At 39.4% G+C, this 22,773-nt stretch carries 19 protein-coding genes, 7 tRNA genes and 3 rRNA genes; 1 reads left to right on the top strand and 28 read right to left on the bottom strand.

Going from position 1 to position 22,773, the window contains the following annotated elements:
• Window positions 1-153: 153 nt before the first annotated feature.
• The 26 genes from tsaD to acpS form a co-directional block, all read right to left on the bottom strand.
• On the bottom strand, window positions 154-1,185 hold the full coding sequence (gene tsaD, locus NSQ18_RS08975; protein WP_339287751.1) for a tRNA (adenosine(37)-N6)-threonylcarbamoyltransferase complex transferase subunit TsaD: 1,032 nt from the start codon (window positions 1,183-1,185) through the stop codon (window positions 154-156).
• The gene (gene rimI / locus NSQ18_RS08970) at window positions 1,185-1,628 is read right to left on the bottom strand and encodes a ribosomal protein S18-alanine N-acetyltransferase (RefSeq protein WP_096549781.1); all 444 of its coding nucleotides are present in this window, start codon (window positions 1,626-1,628) and stop codon (window positions 1,185-1,187) included. The genes tsaD and rimI overlap by 1 nt, the downstream gene beginning before the upstream one ends.
• Window positions 1,625-2,332, bottom strand: coding sequence for a tRNA (adenosine(37)-N6)-threonylcarbamoyltransferase complex dimerization subunit type 1 TsaB (gene tsaB, locus NSQ18_RS08965; RefSeq protein ID WP_096549782.1), 708 nt, complete (start codon window positions 2,330-2,332; stop codon window positions 1,625-1,627). The genes rimI and tsaB overlap by 4 nt, the downstream gene beginning before the upstream one ends.
• Window positions 2,329-2,778 carry a tRNA (adenosine(37)-N6)-threonylcarbamoyltransferase complex ATPase subunit type 1 TsaE gene (tsaE, locus tag NSQ18_RS08960; protein ID WP_096549783.1) on the bottom strand — a complete coding sequence of 150 codons (450 nt, stop codon included), beginning with the start codon at window positions 2,776-2,778 and terminating at the stop codon, window positions 2,329-2,331. Before tsaE ends, tsaB begins: the two co-directional genes overlap by 4 nt.
• A gap of 1,530 nt (window positions 2,779-4,308) precedes the next feature.
• Window positions 4,309-4,423, bottom strand: a 5S ribosomal RNA gene (gene rrf, locus NSQ18_RS08955).
• Between the two features lie 68 nt (window positions 4,424-4,491).
• Window positions 4,492-7,418, bottom strand: a 23S ribosomal RNA gene (locus tag NSQ18_RS08950).
• Between the two features lie 304 nt (window positions 7,419-7,722).
• Window positions 7,723-9,275 (bottom strand): 16S ribosomal RNA (locus tag NSQ18_RS08945).
• Together the 16S, 23S and 5S rRNA genes with 7 tRNA genes alongside form the textbook arrangement of a ribosomal RNA operon.
• Window positions 9,276-9,409: 134 nt before the next feature.
• Window positions 9,410-9,483 (bottom strand) — tRNA-Gly (locus tag NSQ18_RS08940).
• Between the two features lie 39 nt (window positions 9,484-9,522).
• A tRNA-Leu gene (locus NSQ18_RS08935) sits at window positions 9,523-9,608 on the bottom strand.
• A gap of 67 nt (window positions 9,609-9,675) precedes the next feature.
• Window positions 9,676-9,747: transfer RNA gene (locus NSQ18_RS08930), tRNA-Lys, on the bottom strand.
• Window positions 9,748-9,756: 9 nt separating this feature from the next.
• A tRNA-Gln gene (locus NSQ18_RS08925) sits at window positions 9,757-9,831 on the bottom strand.
• Window positions 9,832-9,835: 4 nt separating this feature from the next.
• Window positions 9,836-9,911 (bottom strand) — tRNA-Asp (locus tag NSQ18_RS08920).
• Between the two features lie 9 nt (window positions 9,912-9,920).
• Window positions 9,921-9,992 (bottom strand) — tRNA-Glu (locus NSQ18_RS08915).
• Between the two features lies 1 nt (window position 9,993).
• A tRNA-Asn gene (locus tag NSQ18_RS08910) sits at window positions 9,994-10,068 on the bottom strand.
• A gap of 191 nt (window positions 10,069-10,259) precedes the next feature.
• Window positions 10,260-10,721: a SprT family protein gene (locus tag NSQ18_RS08905; RefSeq protein WP_168412642.1), complete on the bottom strand. Its 462-nt coding sequence runs from the start codon at window positions 10,719-10,721 to the stop codon at window positions 10,260-10,262.
• 156 nt (window positions 10,722-10,877) lie between these two features.
• On the bottom strand, window positions 10,878-13,067 hold the full coding sequence (locus tag NSQ18_RS08900; protein WP_339287748.1) for a Tex family protein: 2,190 nt from the start codon (window positions 13,065-13,067) through the stop codon (window positions 10,878-10,880).
• A 184-nt stretch (window positions 13,068-13,251) separates the two neighbouring features.
• Window positions 13,252-14,034, bottom strand: a complete 783-nt coding sequence (gene sigB, locus NSQ18_RS08895; RefSeq protein ID WP_016838301.1) for an RNA polymerase sigma factor SigB — start codon at window positions 14,032-14,034, stop codon at window positions 13,252-13,254.
• The gene (rsbW, locus tag NSQ18_RS08890) at window positions 14,009-14,482 is read right to left on the bottom strand and encodes an anti-sigma B factor RsbW (RefSeq protein WP_016838302.1); all 474 of its coding nucleotides are present in this window, start codon (window positions 14,480-14,482) and stop codon (window positions 14,009-14,011) included. Before rsbW ends, sigB begins: the two co-directional genes overlap by 26 nt.
• A complete protein-coding gene (locus NSQ18_RS08885; protein ID WP_339287746.1) occupies window positions 14,469-14,813 on the bottom strand; it encodes an STAS domain-containing protein in 345 nt (114 codons plus the stop codon). The genes rsbW and NSQ18_RS08885 overlap by 14 nt, the downstream gene beginning before the upstream one ends.
• 74 nt (window positions 14,814-14,887) lie before the next feature.
• Window positions 14,888-15,886, bottom strand: a complete 999-nt coding sequence (locus NSQ18_RS08880) for a PP2C family protein-serine/threonine phosphatase (protein ID WP_016838304.1) — start codon at window positions 15,884-15,886, stop codon at window positions 14,888-14,890.
• A gap of 14 nt (window positions 15,887-15,900) precedes the next feature.
• Window positions 15,901-16,302, bottom strand: a complete 402-nt coding sequence (locus tag NSQ18_RS08875; protein WP_016838305.1) for an anti-sigma regulatory factor — start codon at window positions 16,300-16,302, stop codon at window positions 15,901-15,903.
• 324 nt (window positions 16,303-16,626) lie between these two features.
• A complete protein-coding gene (locus NSQ18_RS08870) occupies window positions 16,627-16,977 on the bottom strand; it encodes a type II toxin-antitoxin system PemK/MazF family toxin (protein WP_026019074.1) in 351 nt (116 codons plus the stop codon).
• A 5-nt stretch (window positions 16,978-16,982) separates the two neighbouring features.
• The gene (locus tag NSQ18_RS08865; RefSeq protein WP_026019075.1) at window positions 16,983-17,267 is read right to left on the bottom strand and encodes a hypothetical protein; all 285 of its coding nucleotides are present in this window, start codon (window positions 17,265-17,267) and stop codon (window positions 16,983-16,985) included.
• 134 nt (window positions 17,268-17,401) lie between these two features.
• Entirely contained in the window at window positions 17,402-18,523 is a 1,122-nt protein-coding gene (gene alr, locus NSQ18_RS08860) for an alanine racemase (RefSeq protein WP_016838308.1), read from the bottom strand.
• Between the two features lie 92 nt (window positions 18,524-18,615).
• Window positions 18,616-19,623, bottom strand: coding sequence for an outer membrane lipoprotein carrier protein LolA (locus tag NSQ18_RS08855; protein ID WP_016838309.1), 1,008 nt, complete (start codon window positions 19,621-19,623; stop codon window positions 18,616-18,618).
• 101 nt (window positions 19,624-19,724) lie between these two features.
• Window positions 19,725-20,081 carry a holo-ACP synthase gene (gene acpS, locus NSQ18_RS08850; protein WP_016838310.1) on the bottom strand — a complete coding sequence of 119 codons (357 nt, stop codon included), beginning with the start codon at window positions 20,079-20,081 and terminating at the stop codon, window positions 19,725-19,727.
• A 70-nt stretch (window positions 20,082-20,151) separates the two neighbouring features.
• On the opposite strand from acpS, the gene NSQ18_RS08845 reads away from it, so the two are divergent.
• The gene (locus NSQ18_RS08845; RefSeq protein ID WP_016838311.1) at window positions 20,152-20,757 is read left to right on the top strand and encodes a rhomboid family intramembrane serine protease; all 606 of its coding nucleotides are present in this window, start codon (window positions 20,152-20,154) and stop codon (window positions 20,755-20,757) included.
• Between the two features lie 46 nt (window positions 20,758-20,803).
• Here NSQ18_RS08845 and NSQ18_RS08840 read toward each other — a convergent pair whose 3' ends face one another.
• A complete protein-coding gene (locus tag NSQ18_RS08840) occupies window positions 20,804-22,303 on the bottom strand; it encodes a PH domain-containing protein (RefSeq protein ID WP_016838312.1) in 1,500 nt (499 codons plus the stop codon).
• Window positions 22,293-22,772: a PH domain-containing protein gene (locus NSQ18_RS08835; protein WP_026019076.1), complete on the bottom strand. Its 480-nt coding sequence runs from the start codon at window positions 22,770-22,772 to the stop codon at window positions 22,293-22,295. Before NSQ18_RS08835 ends, NSQ18_RS08840 begins: the two co-directional genes overlap by 11 nt.
• Window position 22,773 lies beyond the last annotated feature (1 nt).

Raw genomic sequence — 22,773 nt, 5'->3', positions numbered from 1 at the left:
CGTCTTGACAAAAAAGAAAACTATTCACAAACTTGCGAATAAGTTTTAAGAAAAATATTCAATATTTTAATTCTGTGTATAATTTTGTGTATAAATAAAAAGGATATGACTTCATGTCATACCCCATCTTTTTCTGAAGAAAATATTATACTTTTATCGAAGTTTGTCGTCTGTATTACTCCAACTTTTCAATTCTTTCCCTGGCAAACCATTCATCGATAAATCGGATCTTACTCCCGCTTCAAACATGTAAGCCGCACAGGCGCCAATCATTGCTGCATTATCTGTGCATAAAGAAAGTGGTGGAGCCGTAAATGGTATCCCTTCCTGTTCAAGCGCTTTACTTAAACTTTCTCGCAATCCACGATTTGCAGAAACACCACCAGCTACTATTACTTGTTTAACCCCTAATTCCTTAGCTGCTTTTATCGTTTTAGTTGTCAATACTTCTACAACACTGTCTTGGAAGCCTTTTGCGACTTCTTCAGGCACAATTGATTGTCCTCTTTGCTCCAAATTATGTTTATAATTAATAACAGCTGATTTTAATCCACTAAAACTAAAATCATACGTATCTTCTAACCACGCTCGTGGAAAATCTACACCTTTTTTAGCTTCATGAGCCATTCGATCAATATGCGGACCACCGGGATAAGGTAAATTTAACACCCGCGCTACTTTATCATAAGCTTCCCCGGACGCATCATCGCGAGTTTCTCCAATGACTTCAAAAGATCCATGTTCTTTCATATAGATTAATTCCGTATGCCCTCCAGATACAACAAGTGCTAATAAAGGAAATTTCATTGGTTCAACAAGCGCACTTGCATATATGTGACCGGCAATATGGTGCACCCCAATAATCGGTAATCCGTGAGCAAAGGCAAAGGCTTTTGCTGCATTAATGCCGATAAGCAATGCACCAACTAGTCCTGGGCCTTCCGTCACTGCCACTGCGTCTAAATCTGATGGTACAATGCTTGCCTTTTCCAATGCTTCTTCAATTACAACCGTTATTTGTTCAACATGGTGGCGAGATGCAATTTCTGGTACGACCCCCCCAAATCTTTTTTGACTATCGATTTGTGAAGCTACTACGTTTGAAAGAATTTCATTTCCATTTCTAATTACGCTAGCAGCTGTCTCATCACAGCTTGTTTCAATTGCTAAAATTAAGTTTTCCATTATAAATTCACCCACATTACTAGAGCATCTTCCTGGTTATCTGTATAATATCCTTTCCGAATTCCGCCATCTTGGAATCCGAGCTTTCGGTATAAATTTTGTGCCACTATGTTTGATACACGTACTTCTAAACTCATCGTTTCCGCATTGTGTTCTTTCGCTACTCTCATTGCCTCTCGCATAAGCCCTTCACCAATGCCTTGTCCTCTTGATTTTTCAGTAACCGCCACATTGGTAATTTGAGCAGAATCAACGACAATCCAGATACCGCAATATCCAACAATTGTTCCATGGTCATCTTCTGCTACAATGTAATGAGCAAAGGGATTTTCTCTCATTTCGTAATGAAAAGAATCCTCGGTCCAAGGAGTTGGAAACGATTCAACCTCTATCGCATGCACTGCCTCCACATCTTGTGCCGTCATTTTTCGATAGTGAATCATCCTTTTTGCTCCTTTTGATGTGCTTTTAACCAATTTGCCTCTGCTTCAGCTAAACGATGATATTTTGGCACAAAGGAATGAACCATTTCTAATGTTGGCAATGGTTCTTTTTCAGCTAATTCGATTAATTTTGAAGCTCTCGGTAAGTTAAGTGAAGGCGGTGCAAATTTAGCCTGTTCACCTAAAACGGATTGAATCTCTTCCTTAAATTTTTTCACATCTGAACCAACAAACATAATTGTTTCTTGATACTCTTTTAACTGTTGCAACAGTTCTTCCAAAGATCCATGATGTTCTGGAATAATCGTTTTCAATTCTTTCCCTTTATATACTGCAGCGTATACATTCTTTCTTCTAGCATCAAACATCGTGCAAATAATGCCATCAAACAATTCAACATTACTTGCAAGCACTTTTAGACTTGATATGCCAACTAATGGTTTCTTTAAAGTCCAAGATAACGTTTTTGCAATCGTTACCCCGATTCTTAGCCCAGTATACGAACCAGGACCTTCGGAAACCGCTACGGCATCAATATCAACAGGTTTTAAGTTAGTTTTTCGAAATACCTCTTCTATTGTTGGCATACAAGTAACAGAATGTGTTGATTTTGTATTTTGTACTATTTCTGAAAGCACTTCTCCGTCTCTTACGATAGCGACGGAAAGTGGAGCGTTTGATGTTTCAATTCCTAACCAAATCATGTAAATAACTCCTCACATAATCGTTCATACCGTTTTCCTATTGGTCTAAATATAAATTTTCTTTTATTTTCATCAATTCGTTGAATTTCAATATCTAATCTTTCATCCGGTAGATTTTCCTCAATTAAATGTGCCCATTCAATTACCGTTACCGCATCACCATAAAATATTTCATCCCATCCTAAATCTTCATCACTATTTTCTAAACGATACACATCTAAGTGATTAAGCGGCAACTTCCCTTCATATTGTTTCATGATTGTAAAAGTAGGGCTATTCACTGTTCGGGAAATACCCAGTCCTTTCGCTAAAGCTTGAATAAATGTTGTTTTCCCGGCACCTAAATCCCCTTCAAATGTTAGATTATCTCCCGGCTCAAGTAAATTCGCTAAACGAATTCCAAGTTGATTTGTTTCTTCTAAAGAATGCACTTCCTTTTCGTACATCGTCTTCACGTATCCTCTCACCCTAACATTAACAATAGTTTATCTAAAAGAATTCATTAATTCAAAATGTATCATTTATAAATCCAAAAAAAAACATCTCTCTATATAGTAACTCATTCATTTCTTATCTAGAAATAAATTGTTTTCATTTTATAGAGAGATGCGTTTCCCTATCCACTTATTGAAGAAAATAATGAAAGATAAAATGAATAAGACTTGCAATTAATATAAAAATTATCACCATTATATTTCTTCTTAACCGTCTCATTTTTCCACCTCAAAAAGGGATATTACTAATATATTTATTCTTTACTTGCTTTTATGACATGGTGTTGATTCGATGATGTCATGACCGTTTGTTTCGAATCAGATTAGGTGGAGTGTATTTTTATTTATATGTGTAAAATATGCGGCTTGCAATAACAATTTCTAGCAATAAAATAGAGGGGGCTTTACAAAAAAGCTACTGTAATGTATTACAAATTATGGTTCAAATTCATCGTCACATTTGATTTCAACTTTTAAACCGTTAGATTTTCACTTGTGAAATAAGCACCACTTTGCGTGATATTATGGAAAAGCAATGTCCTACTCTCGCAAGGGGACCCCTTTCTACCATCGGCACTAACTCCGAAGCACGTTGACCGGCGAATTTCTGTGTCAGCTTCGGCAGTCCGGTGCTCACGTACACTGTATCTTCTCTTTTTATTGAAATTAAATGTTATATATGCTTTTTCTTTTGTAGTGTTTCTTTAGATGTACTGCGGTTTATCGAACTCGAGTGGACTTTTTGTCCTTGTTGTTATTTTCAATTAAATGCTGTAAATATTAACTATTTATTGTTTTTTTAAACCGTTGGGTTTTCACTTGTAAAATTTGCAATTTACAGTGTCATATTAAAAAACAACGTCCTACTCTCACAAGGGGGACCCTTTCTACCATCGGCGCTAACTCCGAAGCACGTTGACCGGCGAATTTCTGTGTCAGCTTCGGCAGTCCGGTGCTCACGTACACTGTATCTTCTCTTTTTTATTGAAATTAAATGTTATATATGCTTTTTCTTTTGTAGTGTTTCTTTAGATGTACTGCGGTTTATTGAACTCGAGTGGACTTTTTGTCCTTGTTGTTATTTTCAATTAAATGCTGTAAATATTAACTATTTATTGTTTTTTTAAACCGTTGGGTTTTCACTTGTAAAATTTGCAATTTACAGTGTCATATTAAAAAACAACGTCCTACTCTCACAAGGGGGCCCCTTTCTACCATCGGCGCTAACTCCGAAGCACGTTGACCTGCGAATTTCTGTGTCAGCTTCGGCAGTCCGGTGCTCACGTACACTGTACGCTCCGCTCCGGGCTGCCTCGCTTCCTTGAACTTCTTGGTCCCCGTGCTTCTCGTCTCCTTCAAATATTTATTTTGCTTTTGTTTAGCATGTGGTTTCTGTATCGCGCCGATTGGACTTTCAGTCCTTGGTAGTAAGGGGCATAAAAAAAAGCCACTACCGACCTTACGTCAGTAATAGCTTTTTGAGCCTAGCAACGTCCTACTCTCACAAGGGGGACCCCTTACTACCATCGGCGCTAAAGAGCTTAACTTCCGTGTTCGGTATGGGAACGGGTGTGACCTCTTTGCCATCGTCACTAGACTCATTTGATTATGTATGTAATTTCAGAGAGGTTATTCTCTCAAAACTGGATAACGACATTGAAATGATTGGTTAAGTCCTCGATCGATTAGTATCCGTCAGCTCCACACGTCACCGTGCTTCCACCTCGGACCTATCTACCTCATCGTCTTTGAGGGATCTTACTTGCTTATGCAATGGGAAATCTCATCTTGAGGGGGGCTTCATGCTTAGATGCTTTCAGCACTTATCCCGTCCACACATAGCTACCCAGCGGTGCCTTTGGCAAGACAACTGGTACACCAGCGGTGTGTCCATCCCGGTCCTCTCGTACTAAGGACAGCTCCTCTCAAATTTCCTACGCCCACGACGGATAGGGACCGAACTGTCTCACGACGTTCTGAACCCAGCTCGCGTACCGCTTTAATGGGCGAACAGCCCAACCCTTGGGACCGACTACAGCCCCAGGATGCGATGAGCCGACATCGAGGTGCCAAACCTCCCCGTCGATGTGGACTCTTGGGGGAGATAAGCCTGTTATCCCCGGGGTAGCTTTTATCCGTTGAGCGATGGCCCTTCCATGCGGAACCACCGGATCACTAAGCCCGTCTTTCGACCCTGCTCGACTTGTAGGTCTCGCAGTCAAGCTCCCTTATGCCTTTACACTCTGCGAATGATTTCCAACCATTCTGAGGGAACCTTTGGGCGCCTCCGTTACCTTTTAGGAGGCGACCGCCCCAGTCAAACTGTCCACCTGACACTGTCTCCCAAGCCGATCAGGCTTGCGGGTTAGAATTTCAGTACAACCAGGGTAGTATCCCAAGGGCGCCTCCAGGGAAGCTGGCGCTCCCCCTTCTACGGCTCCTACCTATCCTGTACAAGTTGCACCGAAATTCAATATCAGGTTACAGTAAAGCTCCACGGGGTCTTTCCGTCCTGTCGCGGGTAACCTGCATCTTCACAGGTACTATAATTTCACCGAGTCTCTCGTTGAGACAGTGCCCAGATCGTTACGCCTTTCGTGCGGGTCGGAACTTACCCGACAAGGAATTTCGCTACCTTAGGACCGTTATAGTTACGGCCGCCGTTTACTGGGGCTTCAATTCGGAGCTTCGCTTGCGCTAACTCCTCCTCTTAACCTTCCAGCACCGGGCAGGCGTCAGCCCCTATACTTCACCTTACGGTTTTGCAGAGACCTGTGTTTTTGCTAAACAGTCGCCTGGGCCTATTCACTGCGGCTCATCAGGGCTTGCACCCCAATGAGCACCCCTTCTCCCGAAGTTACGGGGTCATTTTGCCGAGTTCCTTAACGAGAGTTCTCTCGCTCACCTTAGGATTCTCTCCTCGACTACCTGTGTCGGTTTGCGGTACGGGCACCTCCCGCCTCGCTAGAGGCTTTTCTTGGCAGTGTGAAATCAGGAACTTCGCGCGTAACGCGCTCCCCATCACAGCTCAGCGTATTAGGAAGCGGATTTGCCTACTTCCACGCCTTGCTGCTTGGACACGCTCGACCAACGGCGTGCATTCCCTATCCTCCTGCGTCCCCCCATCACTCAAACGGCGGGGAGGTGGTACAGGAATATCAACCTGTTGTCCATCGTCTACGCCTTTCGGCCTCGACTTAGGTCCCGACTAACCCTGAGCGGACGAGCCTTCCTCAGGAAACCTTAGTCATTCGGTGGATGGGATTCTCACCCATCTTTCGCTACTCATACCGGCATTCTCACTTCTAAGCGCTCCACCAGTCCTTCCGGTCTGACTTCGACGCACTTAGAACGCTCTCCTACCACTCGTGCAACGCACGAATCCACAGCTTCGGTGAATCGTTTAGCCCCGATACATTTTCGGCGCAGCGTCACTCGACCAGTGAGCTATTACGCACTCTTTAAATGATGGCTGCTTCTAAGCCAACATCCTGGTTGTCTAAGCAACGCCACATCCTTTTCCACTTAACGATTACTTTGGGACCTTAGCTGGTGGTCTGGGCTGTTTCCCTTTTGACCACGGATCTTATCACTCGTAGTCTGACTCCCGTGTATAAATAGCTGGCATTCGGAGTTTGTCTGAATTCGGTAACCCGAGGTGGGCCCCTAGTCCAAACAGTGCTCTACCTCCAGTATTCTTCACACGAGGCTAGCCCTAAAGCTATTTCGGAGAGAACCAGCTATCTCCAAGTTCGATTGGAATTTCTCCGCTACCCACACCTCATCCCCGCACTTTTCAACGTGCGTGGGTTCGGGCCTCCAGTGAGTGTTACCTCACCTTCACCCTGGACATGGGTAGATCACCTGGTTTCGGGTCTACGACCACGTACTCAAAACGCCCTATTCAGACTCGCTTTCGCTGCGGCTCCGCATTTTCTGCTTAACCTTGCACGTAATCGTAACTCGCCGGTTCATTCTACAAAAGGCACGCCATCACCCGTTAACGGGCTCTGACTACTTGTAGGCACACGGTTTCAGGTTCTCTTTCACTCCCCTCCCGGGGTGCTTTTCACCTTTCCCTCACGGTACTGGTTCACTATCGGTCACTAGGGAGTATTTAGCCTTGGGAGATGGTCCTCCCGGATTCCGACGGAATTTCACGTGTTCCGCCGTACTCAGGATCCACTCAGGAGAGGATGGATTTTCGACTACAGGGCTTTTACCTTCTCTGGCCGTCCTTTCCAGAACGGTTCGTCTAACCCATCCTTTTGTAACTCCGTATAGAGTGTCCTACAACCCCAAGAGGCAAGCCTCTTGGTTTGGGCTGTTCCCGTTTCGCTCGCCGCTACTCAGGGAATCGATTTTTCTTTCTTCTCCTCCAGGTACTTAGATGTTTCAGTTCCCTGGGTGTGCCTTCTTAACGCTATGGATTCACGTTAAGATACTGTTCCATTACGAACAGTGGGTTCCCCCATTCGGAAATCTCCGGATCAAAGCTTACTTACAGCTCCCCGAAGCATATCGGTGTTAGTCCCGTCCTTCATCGGCTCCTAGTGCCAAGGCATCCACCGTGCGCCCTTAACAACTTAACCTTTTCGGTTTTCGATACGCTGCGCAATACTTCGTCAATTTCGCTCGTTCGAATCCTCATGTACGCATATAGTACACTCCGGTTCTCACTCGCTCATTTCCTTGTCTTGCTTGCGTCTCGCAACCCTTACGGCTTTTAATCCACGTCGCATTTACGTCGTGTTAGCCTAGTTGTTTACGCTTTACAGTAAATATCTTGCTTTCAATGTCGTTTATCCAGTTTTCAAAGAACAACACTATAACTTTGAAGGTCATAAACCTTCAAAACTGAACACAAAACGCTAATGCTTCCGTAAATATCCTTAGAAAGGAGGTGATCCAGCCGCACCTTCCGATACGGCTACCTTGTTACGACTTCACCCCAATCATCTGTCCCACCTTCGGCGGCTGGCTCCCGAAAGGGTTACCTCACCGACTTCGGGTGTTACAGACTCTCGTGGTGTGACGGGCGGTGTGTACAAGGCCCGGGAACGTATTCACCGCGGCATGCTGATCCGCGATTACTAGCGATTCCGGCTTCATGCAGGCGAGTTGCAGCCTGCAATCCGAACTGAGAACGGTTTTTTCGGATTGGCTCCGTCTCGCGACTTCGCGACCGTTTGTACCGTCCATTGTAGCACGTGTGTAGCCCAGGTCATAAGGGGCATGATGATTTGACGTCATCCCCACCTTCCTCCGTATTTGTACGGCAGTCTCCTTAGAGTGCCCAACTGAATGATGGCAACTAAGGACAAGGGTTGCGCTCGTTGCGGGACTTAACCCAACATCTCACGACACGAGCTGACGACAACCATGCACCACCTGTCACCGCTGTCCCCGAAGGGAAGGCTATGTCTCCATAGCGGTCAGCGGGATGTCAAGACCTGGTAAGGTTCTTCGCGTTGCTTCGAATTAAACCACATGCTCCACCGCTTGTGCGGGCCCCCGTCAATTCCTTTGAGTTTCAGTCTTGCGACCGTACTCCCCAGGCGGAGTGCTTAATGCGTTAGCTGCAGCACTAAGGGGTGGAAACCCCCTAACACTTAGCACTCATCGTTTACGGCGTGGACTACCAGGGTATCTAATCCTGTTTGCTCCCCACGCTTTCGCGCCTCAGCGTCAGTTACAGGCCAGGAAGCCGCCTTCGCCACTGGTGTTCCTCCATATCTCTACGCATTTCACCGCTACACATGGAATTCCGCTTCCCTCTCCTGCACTCAAGTCTCCCAGTTTCCAATGACCCTCCCCGGTTAAGCCGGGGGCTTTCACATCAGACTTAAGAGACCGCCTGCGCGCGCTTTACGCCCAATAATTCCGGACAACGCTTGCCACCTACGTATTACCGCGGCTGCTGGCACGTAGTTAGCCGTGGCTTTCTAGTAAGGTACCGTCAAGGTGCAGCCAGTTACTACTGCACTTGTTCTTCCCTTACAACAGAGCTTTACGATCCGAAGACCTTCTTCGCTCACGCGGCGTTGCTCCATCAGGCTTTCGCCCATTGTGGAAGATTCCCTACTGCTGCCTCCCGTAGGAGTCTGGGCCGTGTCTCAGTCCCAGTGTGGCCGATCACCCTCTCAGGTCGGCTACGCATCGTCGCCTTGGTAGGCCGTTACCCCACCAACAAGCTAATGCGCCGCGGGCCCATCCTATAGTGATAGCAGAACCATCTTTCAACATCAAAGCATGCACTTTGATGTGTTATCCGGTATTAGCACGCGTTTCCGCGAGTTATCCCAGTCTATAGGGCAGGTTACCCACGTGTTACTCACCCGTCCGCCGCTAACCTCATGAAAGCTAGGCTTTCAATTGGTTCGCTCGACTTGCATGTATTAGGCACGCCGCCAGCGTTCGTCCTGAGCCAGGATCAAACTCTCCATAAAAGAAAATTTGATTTGCTCAAAATTTAATGTCCGAATCTAGATTGTTAACGAGGGTTAACAACTAGATAATTTATTGCATTAACGTTTTGTTGTTCAGTTTTCAAGGTTCATTCTTATTATTTAATACATAAAAATGGAGCGGGTGATGGGAATCGAACCCACGACATCAGCTTGGAAGGCTGAGGTTTTACCATTAAACTACACCCGCATTATTATTAAGAATTGTTATAGATCTCGCATTAGCACTTGGTGCGGCCGAGAGGACTTGAACCTCCACGGGGTTGCCCCCACTAGGCCCTCAACCTAGCGCGTCTGCCATTCCGCCACGACCGCATTTATCGGTGGCTTTATCAATTATACACTTTCGATTTAATTTGTCAAGCGTTTTTAATAAAAGAAGTGAGCCATGAAGGACTCGAACCTTCGACCCTCTGATTAAAAGTCAGATGCTCTACCACTGAGCTAATGGCTCATAATGGAATGGCTGGGGTACCAGGATTCGAACCTGGGCATGACGGAATCAAAATCCGTTGCCTTACCACTTGGCTATACCCCAATAATGGCGGTCCCGACCGGGATCGAACCGGCGATCTCCTGCGTGACAGGCAGGCATGTTAACCGCTACACCACGGGACCTAATTATAATGACCCCTACGGGATTCGAACCCGTGTTACCGCCGTGAAAGGGCGGTGTCTTAACCACTTGACCAAGGGGCCATGGCTCCGAAGGTAGGATTCGAACCTACGACCAACCGGTTAACAGCCGGTTGCTCTACCACTGAGCTACTTCGGAATAATCATTTTGCAGAATCATCCTGCCGACTTTTATTATTATAAAGACGGTCATCCGAAAAGTCAACACTTTTTTTCATTATTTTTATTTTCATGAATATGTGTAGCTTTCGAGGATTCAACGGTCTAACTAAGTAATTTTAGCGACTTTAATAATTTAACATAAATTATTAATAATGTAAAGCTATTTTTTCATGGGTACATTAATTTTTTTAAAAAGCCGTAACATTTACCACAACGATATTTGCTAACATCTATTCTTCGCTTTCTAGGATATTGTTGTTTACAAGATAAGCATTCATATAAATGAATCATCTTATTATATTTTCTAATGTTTTCTTCGATTCTAGAACAATATCTAGGTGCTCCAACTTTAGTTAATAAATCTCGAAAATCTTTATCGCGATGCTTATATCCTTTCCCTTGAATATGTAAATGATAATGGCAAAGTTCGTGAAGTATAATCCCCCGTAATTCATTAATCCCAAAAAGCTCATATGACTTTTTATTGATTTCAATATTGTGACTTTTAAGCAAGTATCGTCCTCCTGTTGTTCTTAACCTAGGATTAAAATAAGCTTTATGTATAAACTGTCGACCGAAATACTCTAAAGACAATTGTTCCACTAGTTGTTGTAACTCTTGATCAGTCATTTTCCCACCGTTCTTCATTACAATATTTTATCCCTTTTCAACACAAGTTTATCATAATAATAAAAGAGGTGTCTGGTTGTTTAGACACCCCTAGCACTTCTAATATAATAGAACTGATAATTTATCATTTAATACATGACAACTATTATTAAGTTTTCACTTTTCCATTTCGTTAGCAACATTTTCTTTTTCCGGTGGAATCATCGTTAAAGAAATTCTACCTTTTTCAATTTCTACTTTTTCTACCCAAACCGTTACAATATCACCTAAGGAAACGACATCAAGCGGATGTTTCACTCTTCCTTTTTTCAATTTTGAAATGTGCACAAGACCATCTTGTTTAACCCCGATATCAACAAAAGCTCCAAAGTCTACAACATTTCGAACAGTGCCTTGTAATTCCATTCCCACTTGTAAATCTTCCATTTTTAAAACATCGGTTTTTAACAACGGTTGCGGGAACTCATCGCGAGGGTCCCTCATCGGCTTCATTAAACTATCTACAATATCTTTAATTGTGATTTCACCAACACCTAATTTCTCGCTTAGTTCTACCAAGTTCACTTCACTTAGCGTCTTTTCACATTTTTCAGTACCAATATCTTGTTGAGTTAGTCCACAAATTTCAAGTATTCTTTCCGCTATTGGATAGCTTTCTGGGTGAATACCCGTTGCATCGAATGGATTTTCTGCATCTGGTATCCGCAAGAATCCGATTGCTTGTTCATAAGTTTTGGCGCCCAGTCGAGGCACTTTTTTCAATTGAGTGCGTGATGTAAATTTTCCATTTTCACTTCTCATTTTTACAATATTTTCTGCTACAGATTTAGAAAGACCTGAAACATATTGCAACAACGAACTTGATGCAGTATTTACGTCAACTCCTACTTGGTTCACGGCCGTCTCTACAATAAACGTTAACGATTCTGCTAATTTCTTTTGGGATACATCATGTTGATATTGACCAACACCTACTGCTTTAGGATCGATTTTTACGAGTTCTGATAATGGATCTTGTAGGCGTCTTGCGATTGAAACAGCACTTCGTTGCTCTACTTGTAAGTCAGGAAATTCTTCCCTAGCAATTTCAGAAGCAGAATATACGGATGCTCCTGCTTCATTAACGATGACATAAGATACCTTTCGTTCCACTTCTTTTAGAACATCCGCAATAAATTGTTCAGTTTCTCTAGATGCCGTACCATTACCAATTGCAATAATATCAATTGGATATTTATTCAATAACGATTTGATTATCTCTTTCGATTCTTCTGTTTTCGAAACTGGCGGATGTGGGTAAATGGCTGAAACTTCTAACATTTTTCCGGTTTCGTCAACAACCGCTAATTTACAACCCGTTCGATATGCAGGGTCTATTCCAAGAACCATAATGCCGCGTATTGGCGGTTGTAAAAGTAAGCTTCTTAAATTTTCTGAGAAAATATGAATTGCTTGAATTTCTGCCTTTTCAGTTAATTCGTTTCGAATTTCTCTTTCAATTGAAGGTTGAATCAGGCGTTTGTAACTATCTTCAATTGCTTCTTTCACCGGTGTAATTGAAGGTGAGTTCGATTTGAACGGAATCCATTCTTTTTCCATGATGAAAAGAGCCTTCTCTAATGGGACATGGATGGATACTTTTAGCACTTCTTCTTTTTCGCCCCGGTTGATGGCTAGTGTTCGGTGAGGAACAATAGATTTTACAGGTTCTTCGTATTCATAATACATTTCAAATACTTTCTTTTCATCTTTATTCTCATCTTTTACCGAAGTAGTAATGAGCCCTTCTCTCCACGTTAGTTTTCTTAATAAATCACGAATTTTTGCATCATCAGAAAAACGTTCAGCTAAAATATCTTTAGCACCATTTATCGCATCTTCTACCGTGAATACTTCTTTCTCTTCATTAATGAATGGGCTGGCTAACTTCTCTACTGGATCGTTTCCAAATTTCATTAATTCTTCAGCTAACGGTTCTAAACCTCGCTCTTTGGCAACAGTAGCTTTTGTTCGACGTTTCTGTTTATATGGTCGATATAAATCTTCCACTCGTTGCAAAATCGTTGCTGCTCGAATTTCAGCGGCTAATTCTTCTGTCAATTTTCCTTGCTCATCGATTAGCCGAAGAACCTCTTCTTTTCTTTGCTCTAGTTGTTGTATATAATGATAGCGTTCTTCAATCGATTTAATCTGCACTTCATCAAGAGAACCCGTTGCTTCTTTACGATAACGTGCGATGAATGGCACTGTATTCCCATCTTCTAATAATTTAATAACCGCTTCCACTTGGGATGGTTTAACTTCTGCGTCGTTTGCAATCAATTGAAGCATTTGCTTTTCGTCCATTTTTCCACTGCCTTTCTACCTTAGAACCTTTCCAATTCAATCGACTAAAAAATTATTTAGACAGAGTTATTTTATCATTATACTTATTTAAATGACCAATTGATGTATTTGTAATAGTAAGTAAGAACACTTATATAAAAATAGCCCACTCCAGTGAGCAGGCTTGTCCACATTTTCTATTCTATTAAATTGAAACACTGCTATTAGTCGTAATAGCGCTCTTCAGTTTTTCAATGGCTTTTCTCTGTATACGAGAAACATGCATTTGAGAAATTCCTAACATTTCACCAGCTTCTTTTTGACTTAATTGATCTAAAAAGGTAAGCTGAAGAATTTGCTTTTCCCGTTCTGATAAGATATCTATTACTTCAGAAAATACAATTCTTTTATTTGTAAGCTCGAAACGATCATCCTCTTTTCCTAGCATATCTAATAAAGTAACGGTACTTCCATCCGTATCTGATTCAATCGAATGATCAATCGATAACGCTTGATAATTTTTTCCGATTTCCATTGCTTCCAATACTTCTTCCACTTCAACATCTAAGTAATCCGCGATTTCTGGAATGGTAGGAGAGTGCTGTAATTTCACTGTTAACAATTCCACGGCTGATTTTATCTTCGGTCCTAACTCTTTTATACGGCGTGGAACATGAACATCCCAAGTTTTATCACGCAAAAAACGTTTAATTTCGCCAATGATTGTCGGAATAGCAAAAACTTCAAAATTTTTGCCAAGAGAGGGATCATAACGTTTAATTGCACCCAACAATCCCAACATCCCAACTTGAAACACATCATCATAGAGCGATTTTCCATAGGAATATTTTTTAGCAATGGATTCAACTAAATTCTCATAATGAAGCACAATGCTTGTCAGAAGTTCTTCATCTCCTGTTTGTTGATATTGGAGAATGACAGAAACAACTTCTTCTTCCTGCCTAAGTGATTGGGATTTTGTGGACATTTTCTTTCACCTGCTCTCTTGCGACATATTTCGTCATGAAAACAGTAACTCCACCTTCATTATTCACTCTCACCTCGTCCATTAAAGTTTCCATTAAATAAAGTCCGAGTCCACCTTCTCGTAAACTTCTAATATTTTCGTCTTCTCGATATGGTCCAATTTTCGACTTAATCTCTTCAAAATTAAATCCATTTCCATAATCTGAAACCATAATTTCCATTTTATTATTGTACAATGCACATCCGATGACGATTTCTCCTTCATCCAAACCATGATAGGCATGTTGCACTACATTTGTAACCGCCTCACTGACTGCGATTTTCATATCTTCAATTTCATCATAAAAAAAGCCTACTCGAGTTGCTAAACCAGATATCGAAAGCCGAATAACACTTACATATTGTGGCTTAGCAGGAATTCGTATTTCTACATAATCAAAAGCACTCATTAGCTGGTTCCACCTTTTTATCAGTTTCAATATCCATTAATTCACTCAGCCCAGTGATTTCAAACAATCTAGCTAAGCGACTAGATAGGCGTACTAACTTTAATTCGGCATTTTCTTTTAATACTTTTTTATAAAATGCAACAAAAACTCCCAATCCCGTACTATCCATATAGGTAACTTTTGATAGGTCTAATTCAATAATCGAACTTTTATTGATTGTGATTACCTCTAGTTCCTCCCTTAACATTGGAGCAGTGTAAGTGTCGATTTCTCCTTCTATTACCCCATATATACGATTCCCTTCTTCCCGAAATTGTACATTGACATTCATCCAGGACACCTCCAAATTGACTATAGTACCTTTCCCCCAAAATACAATGATTAAACCTATAATTATATTACTTTCTAATATTTTTTAATTGTAACAATAGTAAAATCATCTTCCAATAGAAAATCTTGCAATTTATTTAAGTATTCAAAAATCTTCTCACACATTTCTTGCGCACTTAAATGATTTAACGATTTCGCTAATTCCTTAATATATGTTCGTGAGTCAAAGTTGTCCATTTTTCTAAATTCAGTTACACCATCAGTAATCATAATAATAAAATCATTTTCTGATAGATGAATGTCAGTTTGAGAGTACTTCATCTCAGGCAATACTCCTAATAATAATCCATTAGAATCTAAATCTGTAAATGTTTGTTGTTTGGAGTTATAGTAGAGTGCAGGTTCATGCCCCGCGGAACCAAAAGTAAATATATCCTTTTCTAAATCATATCGACCGTAAAACATGGATACGAACATACTGTCATCAACGCTCTTTTCAATAATGCGATTTAATACTTCTAAAACATAGGAAGGATTATTGTTTGCATATTCTAACGTATCCAAACCATATTTCACCATCGACATACATAGTGCTGCAGGTACACCTTTGCCAACTACATCCGTAACAGCTACACTAAAATATTTCCCATCATCATGCATAAAGTGAACATAGTCACCATTCATTTTTCGAACAGGCACAGAAACCATTCCAATATCAAGACCGTTTGGTTTCGGAATTTTTGTTTCAAGCAATAAATTCTGAATTTTTGCGGCTATTTCCATTTCAATTCGAATCTCTTCTTGCTTTAATAATAAACTTTGATGTTCCTTTAACATCAATCCAAAGTCAACCATCACTTCGATTAAAAAATCAAAAGAATTTAATACAGAATCAGGAAGATCTGGAACAATATATTCTAGCGACTGTTTATGAATACTAACTAAATCTTCAGGAGAAACATTACTCTTCATTAATTGGCGCACTAAATTTTGACCGATGTATAGATTGCTTTCATTTTGATTTAATAAATAATCTGATAAAACTTTTTGATATTGGACTTTTAATTCTTTCAAGAGGCATACACTCCCTATTCCAACCACTTTTCAATCCTTATCACAGTTCCTTTACCTAATTCAGAATTGATTTGGATAGAATCCATTAATCGTTTTACACCTGGAAGTCCGACTCCTTGACTATTGGATGTTGTATAATTATCTTCCAGGATTTTGCGAGGATCAGAAATACCTGGACCATTATCTATTGCTGTAATAGCAATTCCTTTTCGTCCATCTTTCTCTAATTTTTCGACAATAATTTCCCCCATGGTGGCATATAAATAAATATTTTTTGCTAATTCACTTGTAGCGGTGGCAATTCTTGCTTGATCAACAACTCCAAAGCCAATTTCCTTGGCTAAATAGCGGCTTAATCGACGTGCAGCAACTATATCTAATTCCGTAACTATATTTACTGTCGGGTGATCTCTCATTTATTAACACCCCCATTGATTTTCCCTAATCACTAGGTCTTTATTCTATTAAAACAATATGTAGTTAAAAATATTGATAAGGATATTGATAAAAATAGTATTTTATATATTTAATATAACGTATTGAATAATCTTCCATCAATTACATTAATATAGCCGCAATGACGGTACTTTCGAAAATTTAGATATTTTTGATAAGAACGATCGAATTATTATTTCTATCTAATTAATATTATTTTCTAAATCATCTTTGCATTCTCCTCTTTTTTAAACAAAAAAAGCTAATAAAGCATCGTTTGCTTTATTAGCCTCATCGAATATGTATTAAAATTTTATTAAACCTAAACTTATTTCCAAAGCGATATCAACTTTTTCCATCAGCTCATCGTCCAGATGGGTTATTCGGTCGGTTAATCTGGACTTATCTATAGTGCGCAATTGTTCAAGCAAAACTACCGAGTCCCTTTCGAATCCATATTTTTTCGCATCTATTTCGACATGGGTAGGTAATTTTGCTTTTTGAATTTGCGCAGTAATTGCAGCAATAATCACAGTAGGACTAAATCGATTCCCAATATCATTTTGGATAATTAACACAGGCCTTGTACCGCCCTGTTCAGAACCTACAACAGGCGACAAGTCTGCAAAGAAAACGTCCCCACGTTTTACAATCAATAATGTCATCCCCCGCTTACGAGACGCTCCACTGTATGTTCTGCTTCATACTCGGCATGTAGACATTCACATGAAATCGACAAATTAATTTGAGCCATTTCTACATAGCCTTTTCTCAAAGCTTCCCGTATTTGATTTGGTTGCTTGCACGCAGCTTCTCTTCTCTTAAACGTATAAATAAACGTTTCATTATTCGAATATTCTAAATTTCCACCGCAAAATTCCATTACCATTTCCTGAGGAAGAGCCACCTTTACTTCCTTTGCACCATTCACTTTTTTTGCGTACACAACAAGCACCTCCACAAAAACCGTACCTTTTCTCATCACTCTATCTCATTCTATCATCTGAATATAGAGTTGAAAAGACAAGATGTTACAAATTCTGATGTTTTTACAGTTTTTGTTGAGGATTTTGTCGTATTTTAGTCATTTTTGTAATAAATTCTCGGTACTCTGGAAGTGATGATGCAAGGAACTTCGTAGTTAATTGTATCTACTTTAGTAGCCCACTCATCAATAGTAATTTCTTCATTTTTTTGCTTTCCAATTAAAACAACTTTTTCACCAATATTATATGCAGTAGGTAAAGCAATCATACATTGATCCATACAAATTCGTCCGACAATAGGTACTCGTTTTCCATCAATCAATACATCCTGTCCGCTATATTTGCGAATTAATCCATCTGCATAACCAATCGGTAATGTACCGATATAAGTTGGTTCATTAACAGTAAATGTAGCTCCATAACCAACAGACTCCCCAGGTCCGATTTGTTTTATTGCTACTAATTCCGTTTCCAATGAAAAAGCAGGTTTAAATGGAAAAGGATGTTTCGATTTTACAAATTTTGATGGTGCTAATCCATACATTGAAATACCGAAACGTACTGCATCATACTGCAAACGTGCATCTTTTACTAATGTGGTTGCAGTATTCGCGACATGAACGATTCTCGGTTTTTCAGGTAATGCTTTTATAAATTGTTCAAATCGATGAACTTGTTTTTGGAAGTAAGAATCATCCTCTTCATCTGCTGTTGCAAAATGAGTAAAAATTCCATCAAGTATAAAGTGCTCTGCCGATTGAATTGCATCATACAGGGAGCGCAACTCTTTTACTGTTGTTACGCCAATACGATTCATTCCAGTATCTACTTTAATATGTAGTTTCAGTGACTTGTTGCAAACTTTTTTTGCTTCTTCAACCCAATTTGGAGAATATACCGTTAATGTAATATTTTCTTCTGCTGCGTAATCTGCAAAGGATGCTGGTGAATATCCTAGCACTAATATTTCGGCTGTCGGTATATGTTTCCGAACATGAAGAGCTTCGTCAGGAGTAGCTACTGCGAGCATGCTTGCTCCAGCTTCCAACGCCGCTTTCGCTACTTCAATATCTCCATGTCCATAAGCATTCGCTTTCACGACTGCAATAATTTGAACATTGGGTTGAATATGTTTTTTTAATTCATTTACATTGTATTTTATTGCATTTAAATCAATAATTGCTTTTGTTGGACGGAAGTGCTTATTGTTACGCATATTAAGTATTCCCTCTTTTATTTTTTTTAAACTTCAAATCTTAAGCTTTCTTGTTTGTATTGTAAATCTCTCCGTCCAACAAAGCAATGAAATTACTTCAAACTACCCGCTGTAACTGACGCTGCAACTTCAATCAATTCTTCCTTCGTTAAATCATTGGAAGCAATGAAGAATGAAATACCATCTTTTTCCCAACTAATTGAATGGTCTGTAATAGCTCCAATTGTAAATCCTAAATCTAGTGGATCTCCTGGTTGGAATACAGGAATTGTTGCAGATTCGCCTAGCTCAATCGGTTCTTGTACTAATGTGAAGGATTTATCACCTTCAAATGTGAGAATAACACGCTCTACACCATCGTTTTCAATGCGTTTTTCATCCACTAAAGTTGTATTACCCCAAGTTAATACAGGATAATGAGTTTGGAATTCAGTACTTTCTTTTTCTGTCGCTACATTTGGTTCATTATCTTTCGTAAATTGTTCAACTGCATATTCTTTTTCTTTATGCTGCACACCTAAATCGATCTTTTTAAATGTAATTAGCATTTGCTCTTCTTCAGACTCGTCTAATATAGAAACACTTTTTGGGAGCAATGTTTTCTTATCTACAGTTACTCTTTGAGTAGGCATGATACTCTTATGATTATTTCTCGTTGCAGCAGTAAAGATATAGCTATCTTCCGTTTCCTCCATCACAACATTTTCATCAGCCAACAAGTCTTCAGCTAACGCTCCAATTAGATACGGTTGGCTATTTTGTTTTGGCCATTCACTTTGGAACTTGTACGTTTTTTTCAATGAAGGTGTGACTACGAATACTCCTTCTTTATTTCGAATAATCATTTGGGTTACATTTTCATCTTTTTGAGAAACTTCAACTCGATAAAAATCTGGTTGTGTGTGCCATACATTAACATCATAAACTCTTGGTTCGTTTCCTGTTTTAATTTCCATTGTAGCATCGAGTTCGTATCCTTTGCCTTCTGCCCATTTTTCGTGCAGCTTTTCCAAAACTTCTTCCTTCGAATCTTTACCGCAAGCACTCAGCACGACGACACTTAACAGCAAAACGAAAAATATAATGACTTTGTGTCTCAAAACTCCATCCTTTCTACTCTAACTCGATACGACAAATATATGAGGGGCAGTAGAAGTTTATGCTATCACTTTTGGACAATAACACAATTTCATGTTGATAATCAGGAATTCAAAATAATAACTTGTGCTGCAGCATAATCCCTCGAATGTGTAATGCTGACAAAACCATTTACAGCTTGGCCATTAAAATAAAGTATTGGCTTCCCAAGTTCATCATTTAAGATTTCAATTTGGTGAAACTCACATCCCTCCCTTATCCCCGTTCCATTTGCTTTGGAGAAAGCTTCTTTTGCTGCAAATCTTCCTGCTAAAAATTCGCATTTTCTTTTTTCAGAAAGCTCTTTAAAAACGGACAATTCTCGTTCTGATAAAATGCGTCTCTGGAACTTATCTGTTCGATTCATTAACTCATATATTCGATCAATCTCTACGATATCTAAACCTATTCCTTTTATCATATGTTGGCGTTCTCCTTTTAATAATCTCTAAATACAATGTATAATAATTTTATAAATTGAGGTGACTATTATGTTTGTTCGAAGAGAAAATTTTAGACAATATATTAAGTTCTATCCAGTAGTTTCAACGATAATTGCGTTGAACTTAATCGTGTACATATTAACGCTGATTCCTATTATTGGCGATAAAATTTTTTACTCAGGAATGAGCGTGAATAGGTTGATCGCTGAAGGCGAATGGTGGCGAGTAATCACTGCTACTTTTATTCATGCAGGATTCTTTCACATTCTATTTAACATGTTTGCTTTATTTTTATTCGGGCCAGAATTGGAAAGAATTTCTGGTAAAATTCGCTTCTTTACGATTTACCTAATATCAGGACTGTTTGGTAACGTCGCTACCTTCATTTTTCAACATTTGGATTATGCCAGCGTAGGAGCCAGTGGTTCAATTTATGGTATTTTCGGAGCTTATGCAGCACTTGTCTACTATACTAGAAATACAATGCCGCAACTAAAACAAATCATTATGCCAATTATTATCATCGGGTTAATTATGACATTTTTACAACCGAATACGAACTTTTACGCCCACGTTGGTGGATTAATTACTGGATTCATGTTAGGGCTTGCCTACTTCTCACCAAAAAATATATTACGTTGGCGCATGAAATAATACTAATTTGGACAATAAAAAATTTTTTATATAAAAAGAGGATGCATTAGGCATCCTCTTTTTTCATTTCCTTTGATTTTTCAAACCAAGAAAGTAACTCATTTACATCTGATTCATTTAAATGAGATACTCTCGCAGTTGCACCTGTAATACCAGACATAACGGTAGCTTGAATAGAAGCGATGTTTTTTCTTTTTTGAAAATAATTTTGTTTACTCTGGACAACTTGAATCCGTTTCTTTTCTGCAATAAACGTCACTCGGCTAATCACACGATAACGCAATGTTAGTTGGTTACCTGTAATGATAAAGCCATTTGTTTTATACTGCCATAATCTAAGCATAAGAACAGGAAGTACAAATAATATCGAAAATAAACCTAATGGATAAAAGAAGTAAGAACATAATCCAATGATTGGAAGAAGCCACAGAATATCAATCCTATAAAAATGAGGTTTTGCCTTCTTTGGTGGACGAATAAAATCCGGTTCCATTTCAAAATCAAAATGTGGAAATAATTGTCGTAACGGTTCTAACATTCTTTGATTCGAAATGATTGGAAACAACATGATTTTTTTATCGTGTTCTCCAAAACCACCGCTTGCGCTTTCTACAACGACTGTTGCATATTTAACCATTTGTCTTATAGGATTTTCGACAATTTTAATTCCTTGTACTCGATTTTTTGGAATCGTAATTCGCTTTTTTTCCAATAAACCGCGTGTAATTACAATTCGGTCGTTCTCTTGAACAACTGTAAAATCATAGTAATTAATAAATGTAATGATGATTGATACAATCCATGCCATTAAAAATGTAAAGAAAATGGTCATCAACACAATCATAAATCCAAATTGTATAAATATTGATAGCTCTTCAAAAATCCTTTCGTAAGGTATAAATTCAGAAACTTGAGAAATAAAAGCCGCTACCCCTGCAATAACCACTCCTATACTATTCGATGTAGTGGCAAGCAGAAATAAGTCTTTTGCTGAAATTTTGTAAATGATTTCATGAAGATCTTGTTGAACTTCAACTGCTTCCAATTGGTTTTTATCTTCGAATTCATTTTCACTTGCTTGCTCTATGTTTACTTTCTTTGTTTCTCTTTCAATCTGAGAAGCCTCTTCTCTCGTTATAGCTGTCAACACCACTTCAGGTTTACCATCCGTACTTCCGGCTGTTTCTACCATAACTTGAACAAGACCGAAAATACGGTGGAATATCGATTCTTTATAATTAAAACTTTGGATGCGATCAAAAGGAATATAACGTTTCTTTTTGATAAATAGTCCATATTCCACTCTTAGTTCATTTTCTTCAAACCAATAAACAAAAGTCCACCATCTAATAAACCCGGAAATTAAATAAAATATTAGAACCAATAAAAAAATTAATAAAGGGATATATTCCCAAAAGTCATTACTCTCAATTTTAAAACCGTTCGCAACTGCAATAATTAAAAATGGAATAATTAATTCTTTTAATCCCTTTATAAAGTTAATAACAGCCGAAACTGGATGGAGTTTATACTTTTTATACATCATCTTCAGCCACCCTCGCTAACTCGGAAATTCTTGCTCGCAAACGGTCTGCTTCTTCTGTTATTAACATGGGAATTACATGGGTCGTGGCTGCTGTTGAAATCGAAATATTTGCTAAATCATATTTTTTTAATATGGGACCTTGTGATGTATCCACATGTTGTACTCGAACCATCGGAATCAACGTTCTCGTTACGACAAATAAGCCACTTTGAATTTCAATTTCATGTTCCCTAACTTCATAACGCCAATGATCCCATCGAATTTTTGGAAATAGCCAAATTAATGCCAAGGCTGGGATGGCAACAAAAACAATTGCAATGTAATAAATAAATGTTGGCCCATCAAATTTATATGTAAGAAAACTAGCTACTCCAGCAATTATTGATAGAAAAATAGTATAAATAAGTCCATATAATCTCCATACCGTTAATCCTTTTCTAGGAATTTGATATTCCGGTTCTCTTCTTATC

This window comes from Ureibacillus sp. FSL K6-0786, assembly GCF_037965165.1.
GTDB lineage: Bacteria > Bacillota > Bacilli > Bacillales_A > Planococcaceae > Ureibacillus > Ureibacillus thermosphaericus.
This window is presented reverse-complemented; position numbering and strand designations above follow the sequence as displayed.